This is a genomic window from Vibrio astriarenae, from assembly GCF_010587385.1.
Taxonomy (GTDB): domain Bacteria; phylum Pseudomonadota; class Gammaproteobacteria; order Enterobacterales; family Vibrionaceae; genus Vibrio; species Vibrio astriarenae.
In genome coordinates this window covers 1,129,354-1,142,767 of the sequence record NZ_CP047476.1, presented here as the reverse complement: position 1 = coordinate 1,142,767, position 13,414 = coordinate 1,129,354, and the positions used below count along the sequence as shown (strand labels likewise).

11 protein-coding genes are annotated in these 13,414 nt (G+C 44.0%); 9 read left to right on the top strand and 2 right to left on the bottom strand.

The features are described 5' to 3' along the window. Window positions 1-7: 7 nt before the first annotated feature. Entirely contained in the window at window positions 8-871 is an 864-nt protein-coding gene (locus GT360_RS19450) for an efflux RND transporter periplasmic adaptor subunit (RefSeq protein WP_164650601.1), read from the bottom strand. 9 nt (window positions 872-880) lie between these two features. Further along, window positions 881-1,084, bottom strand: coding sequence for a DUF1656 domain-containing protein (locus tag GT360_RS19445; RefSeq protein ID WP_164650600.1), 204 nt, complete (start codon window positions 1,082-1,084; stop codon window positions 881-883). Between the two features lie 392 nt (window positions 1,085-1,476). On the opposite strand from GT360_RS19445, the gene aspT reads away from it, so the two are divergent. The 9 genes from aspT (at window position 1,477) to GT360_RS19400 (ending at window position 13,306) form a co-directional block, all read left to right on the top strand. Next, a complete protein-coding gene (gene aspT / locus GT360_RS19440) occupies window positions 1,477-3,192 on the top strand; it encodes an aspartate-alanine antiporter (protein ID WP_164650599.1) in 1,716 nt (571 codons plus the stop codon). An 89-nt stretch (window positions 3,193-3,281) separates the two neighbouring features. Next, window positions 3,282-4,877 (top strand): bifunctional aspartate transaminase/aspartate 4-decarboxylase, encoded by a 1,596-nt coding sequence (locus GT360_RS19435; protein ID WP_164650598.1) that lies wholly within the window; start codon window positions 3,282-3,284, stop codon window positions 4,875-4,877. 495 nt (window positions 4,878-5,372) lie between these two features. Beyond that, the gene (locus GT360_RS19430) at window positions 5,373-6,242 is read left to right on the top strand and encodes an Ig-like domain-containing protein (protein WP_164650597.1); all 870 of its coding nucleotides are present in this window, start codon (window positions 5,373-5,375) and stop codon (window positions 6,240-6,242) included. Between the two features lie 189 nt (window positions 6,243-6,431). Beyond that, entirely contained in the window at window positions 6,432-7,634 is a 1,203-nt protein-coding gene (gene gltS / locus GT360_RS19425; protein ID WP_164650596.1) for a sodium/glutamate symporter, read from the top strand. Between the two features lie 112 nt (window positions 7,635-7,746). Continuing rightward, window positions 7,747-8,604: a pyridoxal kinase PdxY gene (gene pdxY / locus GT360_RS19420; protein WP_164650595.1), complete on the top strand. Its 858-nt coding sequence runs from the start codon at window positions 7,747-7,749 to the stop codon at window positions 8,602-8,604. A gap of 150 nt (window positions 8,605-8,754) precedes the next feature. After that, window positions 8,755-9,657 carry a LysR family transcriptional regulator gene (locus GT360_RS19415; RefSeq protein ID WP_164650594.1) on the top strand — a complete coding sequence of 301 codons (903 nt, stop codon included), beginning with the start codon at window positions 8,755-8,757 and terminating at the stop codon, window positions 9,655-9,657. A 99-nt stretch (window positions 9,658-9,756) separates the two neighbouring features. Further along, the gene (locus GT360_RS19410; RefSeq protein WP_164650593.1) at window positions 9,757-11,454 is read left to right on the top strand and encodes a cation:proton antiporter domain-containing protein; all 1,698 of its coding nucleotides are present in this window, start codon (window positions 9,757-9,759) and stop codon (window positions 11,452-11,454) included. 228 nt (window positions 11,455-11,682) lie between these two features. Continuing rightward, window positions 11,683-12,858, top strand: coding sequence for a patatin-like phospholipase family protein (locus tag GT360_RS19405; protein ID WP_164651168.1), 1,176 nt, complete (start codon window positions 11,683-11,685; stop codon window positions 12,856-12,858). A 19-nt stretch (window positions 12,859-12,877) separates the two neighbouring features. Beyond that, window positions 12,878-13,306, top strand: a complete 429-nt coding sequence (locus GT360_RS19400) for a hypothetical protein (RefSeq protein WP_164650592.1) — start codon at window positions 12,878-12,880, stop codon at window positions 13,304-13,306. The last annotated feature ends 108 nt before the right edge of the window (window positions 13,307-13,414 follow it).

Below are 13,414 nucleotides of genomic sequence, written 5' to 3'. Positions count from 1 at the left end.
TTCCACCTTACTCTTTGATGATTTTAACCGATGCTGTTGTGCCAACGCGTAGTTGAACGCCTTCAGGCACGTTATCTAGCTTGATTTTGATTGGGATACGCTGAGCGAGGCGAATCCACTGGAAGTTCGGATTGACATTCGGAAGTAATGCGTTGCCTGTGCTGCCATCTGATTTCGAAATGCCGTAACCAATGCTTTTGATCTCTCCTTCAATCACAACTTCATCGTGCATTAGCAGGGTGACGAGAGCTTCATCACCAGGATCAACACCTTGCAAGTCAGTTTCTTTGAAGAAACCCTCGATCCAGAAACTGTCTTCATCGATCAAGGCGACAACAGGGCTGTTAGCGATGACATGCGAGCCTTCACGCAGGTTAAAGTTAGTGATAAAGCCATCGGTGGGTGCATACACCTTGGTGTATTGCAGGTTCAGCTTGGCTTCCTCAACGAGCGCAGTGGCGGCCTCAAGGTTGGCTTGTGCAGTCTCCACGGCGTTAGCCAGGTTGTTTAACGTCAACACTGGTACTGAACCTGGCGTTCTTTTCTCTAATCGAATTGAGCGCTGTTCTTCATTTTTTGCTTTAGCAACGAGAGCTCTGGCTTGCTTCTCTGCGGCGACCGTTTTTGAAACATTGGCTTTGTACATTCTTGAGTCGATCTCGAACAACAAATCGCCTTTCTCTACACGAGAGTTATCTGATATAGCGATATGCGTGACTTGTCCAGTAACACGTGGAGTCACCTCAATGACATAGGCGCGTACTTGGCCATCTCGTGTCCATGGGTTGTGCGTATAAGTTTCATACTGTGTAAAAACGACAACTATCGCAATCAACGCCAGTACAGAAGTGATGATGGAACGTTTAAACATGTTGTTTCCTTAGAATACGGGAATAAACTTGCTAACAGCACCACAACAGATAATAAAGAGGCTGAGCTCTGCTATTGCGGGTGAAGCGATATATTTGTGCGCGCCTAGACGAATCGCTACTGAAAATAATAATGAGCAAATAACGTAGGAAATCGCGACAACAATTAGTAGAGGGGGAGTGTAAATTTCCCCCCAAGCAATCTCATGAGGCATAGTTGCATCCTCTTCATTTTAGTTGCCGATATTTTAACTATATATAGAGAGAGTAAGTAATCGCATTGGATGGACTAGATCCATCACATGAACGCTTTATTAAAAGGCAGCGTCTCCCGTGTACCTCTTTAGGGGTGTTATTTCACTAATTTCAAAAAATACTGAGATTTTTCAAATAGAATAAAAGTTAATTAAATTAGATGTTTAGTCATTGTTTGGTGCAGTATTTGGTTCTGGTGTGGATCTTGTCCATCAAACTGAATTGTGGGTTTATCGCCGACCTGAATATTATGGCCTCACTCGCTAAGCAGTGAGACGGAAAATTAAGTTTAACTTTAAATCTTATCCAATCCTTTGGTTAAGTTAATTTATGAATATAGAGTGATTGAGTTATGAATATTATTTCAGATTTGTTTAACTTGTCGCCATTTATTGCTTTGTTTATTACCCTTTCTCTGGGTTACCTTGTAGGTAAAATCACTATCGGTCGTTTTGTACTTGGTGGTGTTGCAGGTACTCTATTAATGGGCGTAGTTATTGGGCAATTTGGTGTACATATTGACCCAGGCGTTAAAAGTATTTTCTTTGCGCTATTTATCTACGCAGTAGGTTACCAAGGCGGCGCGCAGTTCTTTAAAGCACTGAACTTTAAAACCATCAATATTCTGCTTTCCGCAGTCGTTATGACGGTATCAGGTTTATTGTGTGTACTCGCTGCTGCTTGGATCTTTGATCTTGATAGAGGTACCGCAGCAGGTCTAGCCGCTGGTGGTCTAACTCAATCAGCAATTATTGGTACTGCGGGTGATGCAATCGGTCGTCTAGGTGGCTTGACTGAAGAAGCGAAACACCTAATGCAAACGAACGTAGCGGTTGGCTACGCGGTGACTTACATCTTTGGTTCTTTAGGTCCAATCCTAATGGTGACTTGGGTATTCCCAACCATTATGAAGTGGGACATCCGTGCTGAAGCAATCAAAATGGCTGAAGCAAACTCAGATGGCAAAGCTGAACTTGGCGCAGGTCAGTTCAATGCAATGACTAAGTTAGAGACTCGTGCATTTGAAGTAAATGCAGAGAGCAAGATTAACGGCTTAACGCTGACACAGATTAATCAAGATTCTGTTAATGCGTGTATTGAAGTGATTGAGCGCAACGGCAAAGCAATCGAAGCGGACAAATTCACCAAACTTCAACAAGGTGATGTACTTGTCATCACAGGAACACGCCGTGCGATTGGTCAAATCCAAGGTGAGTCTATCGGTTCAGAGGTTGTACTTCCTGAAGATTACGAAGTGATTGAAGAGAACCGCCAGCTGATTGCAGATAACAAAAAACTGATTGGCCGTACGCTTGGTCAAGTTAAGTCTGAGGCAAACAAAGGCACTTACCGTGGCGTTTATGTGACTGATTACATCCGTGAAGGCGCATCGATTCCAGTGACTTCAGACCTTGTTATCAAGAAAAACGATGTTATCCAATTAACGGGTTCTCCAAGCGACATCAACCGTGTTCAAGGCACGATCGGTAAGCCAATGAACTCGGCAACCATGACAGACTTCATTGTCCTTGGCTTGGGTATGGTACTGGGTCTATTGATTGGTCTTATCAGCTTCAAAATTGCAGGTATCCCAGTAACGATTGGTTCTGGTGCGGGCTGCCTAGTCTCTGGCTTGATTGTTGGTTGGTTGAGAAGCCGTAACCCACATGTGGCACAGTTCCCAGAGTCTGCTGCAGGGTTTATCAGAGACTTCGGTCTAGCAGCATTCGTCGGCATCGTAGGTCTAGAGGCTGGCCCTCAGGCAGTGGACACTATCAAAGAACACGGTATGACACTTCTGTTCTTGGGTGCAGGTGTCACGATTATTCCACAGATTATTTCGTTCTTCTTCTCATACTTTATTTTGGGAATTAAGAACCCAGTCGAAGCACTTGGTTGTGTGACTGGTGGTCGAAGTGCAAACCCAGCGTTTGCCGCACTGATGGAGAAAACAGGTAATGCAACACCAGTATTCTCATTCACAGTGACTTACGCAGTAGCGAACGTACTGCTTACCCTTTGGGGGCCAATTATCGTCGGCATTATCACTGTTAACGCTGGCATGTAATTCAAAAACAAATATCAGACAGATCCCTAACCACCACATATAGGGAGGGGATCGTCTTACCTAAATTTCGAAAAATAGAGGCATTTATTATGACTACTCAAACTTCAACTATCGATTTCTCAAAATTCGCAGACCTAAGCCCATTCGAGCTAAAAGACAAACTGATTGAAGTGGCTCAAACTGTTCCAGACCGTGCACTACTTGACGCGGGTCGTGGTAACCCTAACTTCCTAGCAACACTGCCACGTAAAGCGTTTATCCGTCTTGGAGAGTTCGCCGTTGCTGAAGCAGAGCGTAACTACGCATACCTTGGTGGTGACTTCGGTGGTATCCCTGATGGTGTTGGCATCGTTGAGCGTTTCGATACGTTTGCAAAAGAGTTCTCTGGTGACAAAGGTGTAGATTTCATCCAGCGTGCAGTCAGCTACGCAAAAGATCGTCTAGGCATCGAGAAACAAGCATTCTTAAACGAACTTGTATTGGCTTACCTAGCGTGTAACTACCCAGTACCACCACGCATGCTAGTAAACATTGAGAAAGTCGTTAAGCAATACATCGCAGAAGAGATGTACGGCCCAATGCCAATGACGACTGACTTTGACCTGTTCGCTACTGAAGGCGGTACGGCATCTATGACGTACACATTCCAAACCATGTTCAACAACGGTCTATTGAAAAAAGGTGACAAAGTTGCGCTAATCACGCCAATCTTTACGCCTTACCTAGAGATCCCAGAGTTGTCAGAGTACGAACTAGAAATCGTAGAGCTACGTCTTGATGAGACAACATGGCAGCTACCAATGTCAGAAATCGAAAAACTGGCTGACAAAGAGATCAAACTACTGTGTGTGGTTAACCCTGCAAACCCTGCATCAGTGAAGTTCTCTGATGAGACGATGGATAACCTAGCAAACTTCGTTAATGAGCAGCGCAGCGACCTCTTCATCATCACTGATGATGTATACGGTACCTTTGCCGATGACTTCGTGTCTCTATTTGCAACACTGCCATACAACACACTATGTGTTTACTCGTTCTCAAAATACTTCGGTGCAACAGGCTGGCGTCTAGGCACTATCGGTATTCAACACAAAAACGTGTTTGACGATACACTTCGTTCATTCAGCGAAGAGAAACAGTGCCAACTAGATGACCGCTACAAAACACTGACTCCAGAGCCACGTGAAATCAAGTTCATCGACCGCATCGTAGCAGACAGCCGCAGCGTAGCGCTTAACCACACTGCAGGTTTATCTCTACCTCAACAAGTACAGATGGCAATGTTTGCTCTAACTTGTCTAATGGACTCAGAAGGTAGCTATAAAGCAGCATGTAAACGCATCATTCGTGAACGTTACACTACGCTATACAAAAACATGGGTGTAGAGATCGAAGAGAACAAAGATCGTGTGGATTACTACACACTACTAGAGCTAGACACTCTAGGTGGCAAACTTTACGGTGAAGAGTTCGTTGAATGGTTCAAAGCAAACGAGAAAGGCAAAGACTTCCTATTCCGCCTTGCTCACGAAACCGGCGTAATTCTACTACCTGGTAAAGGCTTCGACACTGTTCACGCTTCAGTACGTGTTTCACTAGCGAACCTAACTCACCACGAGTATGAGTTGATTGGCCGTGCAACTCGCACTGTACTTGATGAGTACTTTCAAGAGTTTTCAGCTTAATCGATACTAAAGCACATTGAATATAGCCCTGCTAATGCGGGGCTTTTTTCGTTTTGAACATTGTTTCAAGTGGTATATACAAGGTGGAAGTGGATTCCCACGATGCGGGATGTCTGGTGGTTTACATAACAGTGGCGTTTTGACAAGAACTGTTAGAATGTGACCTATTTGCAAAAGTAGACAAACGATATTCACGCCCTTCATTTATGTGTTCTAAATTACCTTGCATTTATATCCTATCTTTTTGATCTTGCTTCCAGATAGCTCACTAGAGAAAACAGTTTCAAGTCACGTTTGTAGGCGATAGGTTGATTTATGTTTATATATTGTTCCTATATTGTTTGATTTAAAATAATTAAGTCCATTTTGCGACTTTTTTTTAGCGCTACCACTTCTCCATTTCTCGTCGTTAATATTTAGCAGCTCAACAGCGAGCCCTAATATAATTCAACGACTGTCACGCTAGATGGTCTATTTCAGTGGAGTATTTTTAAAATGTGGAAGTTAAACAGCCTACTTACGGCAAGTGTCATTTCAGCGCTTAGTGTTTCAGCAGTCGCTGAAGAGCGTGAAGTTCTTGAGGTTTTCGTCGCCCCTTACAGTGTCACTATTGACTCTGGTGTGACAAGACCAATGTCAGCACGCGTGTTTTACAGTGATGGCTATGAAATGCAACCGGAAGGTGTTATTTGGACAAGTACAAACCCTGAAGTCGCACCTATCTCTGAAAATGGCGTTGTATTTGGCGCGAAAACTGGCCTGAGCTTAATTTCAGCGACTTACAAAGGTGTGGAAGCAGCTAGCCCAGCGACGGTAAAGGTTGGCGAAGCTGTTATTGAGGCGATTTCAGTAGAGTTCCCAATTCGAAATATGGTTGTGGGTGATTCTTTACAAGCAGAAGCATACGCGACATTCTCAGATGGCTCTGAAGAGAACGTGACGACATCGGTTCAATGGCAAACAGTAAACTCTTCTCAAGAATTAAGTGTCGATGACAAAGGTCTTGTTACCGCACATGAAGAAGGTTATGGACTCCTAATCGCAAGAGCTGAAGGTGTTCGCTCTGAAGAGATTCGTATTGATGTTACTGAAGGTGAGTCTGAATTCCAGTGGATAATGCCTTTCCCAAGCAGTACGACGATGTCACCTGGCTCACAGTTTACTCCTTCTATCCGTGGCCTACATAATAGTGGCAGCATGAAAGACATCGACCATATTGATGGTTGGGTGATAGACAACCCGAACATTGTTCGCGCTACTTCAGATAATCAAGCGATCGTTGCGCTAGCGCCTGGCTCAGCTGTCGTTTATCCAATCGCTGCTGGACTGCAATCGATCGAGCCAGTGGTAGTGACCGTCGAGTAACTAAATCGTTAGTTAATTCGCTAAGACTATAAGCCAATAGATAATTTCTATTGGCTTTGTCTATAAATGTATAGTGATTTTTAAGATCATTTGAAGGGTTTCATCCTCTACTCTAGATTATTTAATTTTCTATTATTCAAATAGGATAACCGTAGTTATTAAGTCACATCTTAGTATTGGTTACTTTAAATGAATATTATCCCCATCAATGCAGTTCTTTCGGCACTGCTTGCACTTCTGACGCTGTTTTTCGGTGAATTAATTAAGAAAAACACCCCATTATTGCTCAAATATCATATACCTGGCCCGGTTATTGGCGGTGTCTTAGCGGCACTCGTCACTGCTTGCTTGCATCGACTGGGCATAGAACTGGCGTTCGAGCTACCGCTTAAAGACACGTTAATGCTGATGTTCTTTGCAGGCATTGGTCTCAATGCCAATATTCGTCAACTAATGAAAGGTGGAAAACTGTTCGTTGTATTTCTTGCGACCGCAGTGGTTTACATTATCTTTCAAGATCTTATTGGCGTCTCTGCCGCTTCTTTCCTCGGTTTAGAACCGAAGCTAGGGTTGATGACAGGCTCAATCACGTTATCTGGTGGCCATGGGACGGGAGCCGCTTGGGCGACGATGTTTCATGATGAGTTTGGAGTCAGTAACGCGCTTGAAATCGCAATGGCTTGTGCAACGTTTGGCTTAGTGATAGGCGGTATTATTGGCGCGCCTTTAGGCACGTACCTTGTCGAGAAAAAGGGGCTAATTACACCCAAGAAAACCCATTCGCATGCTCAAAATCAACGAGCGGAAGCAGAAACACATCGTGTCGCAGATTATATGGCAAGTATCGTGTTATTAGCTTGCTGTGTAGAGCTCAGTCAGATGATTCATCAATTAGTTTTAACTTTGGATTACCACTGGCTCAATATGATCCCGAACTTTGTCTATGCATTATTGCTTGGCGCTAGTTTCTCAACCCTGTTTCACGATAGCAAACCGATTCAAGTAGCGATGCGACAAGTCGAACGAACAAGCTCGCTGTCACTAAGTATCTTTCTCTCGATGGCCTTACTAGAGGTTAAGTTGTGGCAGTTATTTGACATGGCTGCTCCTCTGATGGTGATTCTAACCCTACAGACATTGTTCACGCTGTTTTTCGTTACTTGTGTGACATACAAGGTTTTAGGTCAAAATTATGATGCGGCGGTGATGGCAAGTGGACACGCTGGTTTTGGCTTGGGAGCAACTCCAACCGCAATGCTGAATATGAACAGTATGACTTCATTCTATGGCGCCTCGCCAAAAGCCTACTTTATTGTGCCTTTGGTGGGAGCGTTCTTTATCGATTTGTCCAATTTGCTAGTGATAGAGATTTTTCTCCACTTTCTGAACTAATGACATCAGCTTTTGATGGATCTTACCCATCAAGAACGATTAACTGGTTTCAAAATTTGACAGTAAGATGGTCTGGTAATTAGCTATCAATTAAAGAATTAAGGAGTGAACCATGGGCAGTGTTATCTCTATCCAATCTCATGTTGTTTACGGTCATGCTGGCAATAGCAGCGCAGTTTTCCCAATGCAACGCATGGGGTTGGATGTATGGCCCATCCATACAGTCCAGTTTTCTAATCACACTCAATATAGTGAAGGTTGGACAGGACGCAGTTTTGAAGCGTCTGATATATCAGACCTCGTGCATGGGATCGACAATATTGGCAAGCTAAAGAATTGTTCTGCGTTGATCTCTGGCTACCTGGGGAGTGCGGAGCAGTGTAAGGCTGTGGCTGACTCTGTAGCGACGATGAAAAAGAAAAATCCAGAGGCTCTTTATGTGTGTGACCCTGTAATGGGGGACCCAGATAAAGGTTGTATCGTCGCAGATGGCGTGCAGGAGTCGCTGATCGACAAGTTGATGCCAATGGCTGATGTTATCGTACCGAACCAGTTTGAATTGACGCAATTCACTGGTATTGAGATTAACTCGGTTGAGGATGCGGCTCATGCTTGTGAAAAGGCACTGTCGATGGGCCCCAAAGCGGTATTGGTAAAACACCTCCATTCGCTCTCACGTGAGTCATTTACCATGATGTTAGCTACCTCAAGAACGTGCTACGTCGTGCAAAGACCAATACTCGAATTTGATAAGCAACCCGTCGGTGTCGGTGATCTTATCACGGGGGTGTTTTGTGCCAGCGTTGTAAACGGAGTTTCTCCAAGTTCTGCATTCAAACACGCGAACGATGCCGTTTATGGTGTTTTAAAACTCACGGAAGAATTAGGTGAATGGGAGATTCAAACGATTTTGGCGCAACATGAGTTTGTTGAACCGACATACGACTTCCCACTATTAAAAGTGCGCTAATCAGTCGTCTAAGCGAGATTTTGGATTCGGCATCGTATTGAAATGTCTCGATGCGATGCCCCAGCGGATGGTCAAATTGTTGCCTTGATTTGTGATTACGTGAATCAGTGTTAACTTTTATGTATAAATAATTTAAATCAAAGTGTGTGTATGAATTTTAGTATTGAGCAATTATTAGCCTTCGTTACTGTCTATGATCAACTCTCTTTTAGTAAGGCCGCCGTCAAACTTAACAAGCACAGAACGACAATAGGGCAGGTGATTGGCAACCTGGAAGACCAACTGGCGGTGACTTTATTTGAGCGTATCGGTCGTTCAGTCGAGCCGACAGAAGATGGGCATCTATTATACCACTATGCAAAACAGACACTTGAGCAGGCTAGAGTATTTGATAAAGTCGCATTGAGCTTGTCGTATGGAGGATTAGAGAGTATCACCATTGCTTGTTCCCCTTTGATACCCGTCGGGGCGATGGCTGCGTTGAGACAAAAACTCATCACTGATTTTCCGTCCATGCGGGTAAATTGCATTTTGAAAGATAAATCTGAAATTAAAAAGGGGATTGAAAGTGGTGAAATTCACTTTGGTTTAGTGAACATTCATGAAAGCCGCGCAATTCATAGCTTTGACGCGACATTTTTAGGCCACATAGAACTGATTCCTTTTGTGCAAAAGGGCTCGGACATTCTCGATATGGAATACACTGATGCGGTTAACCAACTAAAACAGGATCGCCAGTTTCTACTTAAGTCTCTAGTTGATGAGGGCCTTAAGGAAAAGCTCTTATTTTCAGCAAATTACGAGGAAGTAGAGACCGTTTCGTTAATCGTAAAGTTTATCAAAGAGGGGATGGGATGGGCTTGGTTGCCAAAAATCCTCGAATTATCTGAATCTTCGAGAGAATTTATCCAGCCAGTCGGTGGAAAAGAATCGGGTTTGAGGCAGGGTTTTAAATTCCCGATAGCACTGTGGTGCCCGCACTCCAAGCAAATCTCTGACATCAAGAAGTCTCTTATTGCCGCGATTCATGATTATGTCGACAATGTTTATTAAATAGAAAATAACTGACGGATCTGATACGTCAAAGCTGATTTAGCCGACTTGGGCCTTTAATTTATTCTGAGGATCAATACATGATCTTCAGAGTCCAAGATGGAAAACCTCAACTTTTTACACTTCGCGACTATGGTGATGCTCACCGTAACAGCCTGTATCGCACTCTCTTCTTTTCTTAAACTTGGAACCATCATTGGTTTCATTGCCGCGGGCGTTGCCCTCGGTCCTCACACCCCTGGGCTTGTCGCCACAACAGACATTGACCTTCTGCAGCAAATTGCTGATTTCGGTGTAGTACTGTTTCTCTTCACGATTGGTTTAGAGGTAAAGCCTCAAGACCTATGGAAAATGAAAAAGAGCTTGGTCGTGCAAGGGGTCGGTCAAGTATTAATCACCGCTTCTGTCATCTGTACGATTCTCTATTGTTTAGGTTTTAGTTGGCAACTCGGGCTCGTATTCGGCCTGATATTCGCCCAGTCGTCTACAGCAGTGGTGATGACTTTGCTTGAGGAGCGGGGAGAGGTAAACGCCGCTCACGGTAAGAATATTTTTACGAACTTGATGGCCCAGGATCTGAGTATTGTGCCCGTGATGGCAATTATCCCTATGTTGGCTCACCAACAAGGCACTCATCAAACTGGGATTATTCTTCCTCTGCTTACCGGTATTTCAGTTGTCGCCGCTGTCATTGTCATCGGTCGCTATCTATTGCCGAGAAGCCTCGATTGGGCGGCTCGAGAGCGTAATAAAGAAGGCTTTGTACTGTGTTTGTTCGTCGCTTTGATAGCAACGCTGTGGCTCGTGGACGAAGTGGGCTTATCCTCAACGCTGGGCGCTTTCCTTTTAGGCATGTGTCTGTCTAATTCACAGTTTCGATTTACTCTTGAGAGCATTGTGAACCCTTTCAAAGGGCTGCTGATGGGCCTGTTTTTCATCTCTGTCGGTATGTCAGTAGATCCGGTTGCAGCGGGCACACACATCGATCAGGTTTTAATCTTGTTGGTGGTGATTGTTTTAGTCAAAGTCGTCGTGTTTACTTTACTCGCGAAACTGGACCAAAAAAGTACCGGAGTTGCCGTCAAGACCGCGTTTGCGCTGAGTCAGGTTGGTGAATTCGCCTTTGTATTACTGGGTGTCGCGACAAGTATCGGACTCATTTCAGCACAGCAAGGTGCCGTTGGTATTGTGGTGGTGAGTGTCAGTATGGTCCTCACACCTTGTTTATATGGCATCGGCGATCGTTTAGAGAAGCGATTAATCTACAAACATGCTCCCGAGATTTCATTGGCTCCCGAGAACAAAGCGCCTTTGGTCATTGTTGGTCTTGACGAGGTTGGGCGACTCATTGCGATTTTGGCCAAGCGTGCCCAGATTCCCTATATCGGGGTAGATATCAATTATGACTCGATTAAGAAAGCGAAAGAGCTTGGGCTAAACGCACACTTTGGAGACATTATGTTTCCAAGCATACGCAGGAAAGTCGGGTTATCCGATGCCAATGCTGCTTTTGTTTCTTTAACTCACTCAGAGTCATTGCGCAAAGTCTGTTTGATGATGAATCAGTATCCACAGCTTGATGTTTATGCGAGAACAAACTCACGTGCAGACGAGTTTTTCTTACGAGAGCACGGTGTTGAATTTGTTGGGGCGACGTATATCGAGAGTACCTTGCTTCGAGGTCGCCAACTGTTGAAAAACTTTGGATTGCCAGAAGACGAAGTCATGAATCTTATTGATGAGTTGAAATCTGACTTGTTTGAAGAGGAGTACTTGAGCTTTAAACAAAGTCGATAATTTGCAAGTTTAATATATTCAATGCCTTAAGGTTTGTTTTACTCAATTAGTCCAGCCCACTTCGGCTGGATTTTTCGTTTATGGGTCATGAAAAGTAGGTGGTGAGGATACAGTCCTACATACCGGATTGTTGGATTTGAAAAAGGGTTGTTAGCATACCTCCCATCAGCACAGAGCTGCAGAGCGTGCGACCTAACTGAATAACTTCTGAGACTCAACAATATGCAAATGAAAAATTACACGGGCAAGGCAACCATCGTTTTGATTTCCTTATTCCTTGTGGCTTGTAGTTCTTCTCACTCCTTGGATATTCGTGTTTCAAAAGACAACTATAAGGATGTAACACTTGTCTCTGAACCGATTGCCGAACAAGAGCCTTTGCGCTTTTGGGGGAATGAGCAGCCTGAATTTTTATACTCTGAACATGACAACAGCACACCACTAACAGCTGAGGGCGATAGGCTCAATATTCTCGCCCTCTCTGGTGGTGGTGCCAATGGCGCTTACGGCGCAGGTGCCATCATTGGTCTTTCTGATTCAGGTCAGCTACCAGACTACACCGTGATTACGGGTATCAGTGCGGGTGCTTTGATCGCTCCGTTTGTCTTCGCCGGTGAGGATGAGCTAGAGAACCTGAAGACAGTGATGCTGGGTATTAGCGATAAGGAAGTACTGGGTAAGAAGAACTTCCTAAATACTCTGTTTAAGGATGCGTTTACCAATGGTAATCACATGTTTGAATTTATCGAGAATGCTTACCCTGATGAAATGATTGTGAAAATCGCGCAGCGACATCAGGCTGGTAAGCGCCTGTTTATCGGCACGACTCATTTTGATTCAGGTGAGCTCATGGTGTGGAACGTCGGCGCAATTGCAGGCAGTGATATGCCAGACAAAACTCGACTGATTCATCAAATATTGGCAGCGAGTGCTTCTATACCGGGCGTTTTCCCTCCGCAGTTTATTCAAGTGGAGCATGAGAACCAACAGCTAGAAGAGCTGCATGTTGATGGCGGTTTGGCGGCGCAGGTATTTTTTAATCCGTCGAACTTTGATTACAACAAAATCTCACAGGCGTTGGGTCTGACAGAAAGACCACGTGTTGACGTTATAAGAAATGGTTCACTATCAACACCTTATACACCGTTAAAAGACAAAGGTATGCCGCTTTTGACTAAGTCTGTTAGCTCGTTAACGGTGCTTCAGGCAAAAGGCGACATATACCGCATTAAATACCTCTGTGAGGTGAATGATTTTGATTTTGGGATGACTTATCTCGAACAAAGTTATCGCCCTGCAAAGGCAACAAAAGATATGTTCGATAAGACATATATGGAAGCGATTTATCGCTACGGCTACGGAAAAGCGACTCGAAACCAACTTTGGACAAATGACATTCCATAAAATTGAGAAGGTAAATGACATGAAAAAAACACTATTAACTCTATCGCTTGCTCTTGTAGCTACTGGTGCCATGGCACACTCAAAAGTTGACCCAGAGATCCAAGACGTATACAACGATCTTGCTCAACTTGCTACCGTTCAAGAGCAGGGTGAAGCAGTGATGACGGTAGACCAAGACTTTAACCTTGAAAAAGTAGACTATGTTGGCTTCCTAACAGAGAAAGAAGTTTTCATCACTAAGAAAGAAGCGAAAGAGAACGGTTTAGGTAAAGTAAAACATCACTATATCACGACGACTCCAGGTGAAGATCTAGGTGACCTCGAAGTGAAACTGATGACTTACATCGAGACAGATCAACCAAACTACTTCTCAGTAGATATCTTCCGTAACTACCACGGTGACTCAGGTAACTTCAACTACATCGCAAAAGTGGTTGAATACAGTTAATTCGATTCATTGTCTAACGACAATGGATGAATGGCTGGACTTTGATGGATTGAGTCCAGCATATGCGATTTAGTCGCAAATGTTATTGGGCATACAATTTCTGCGTGG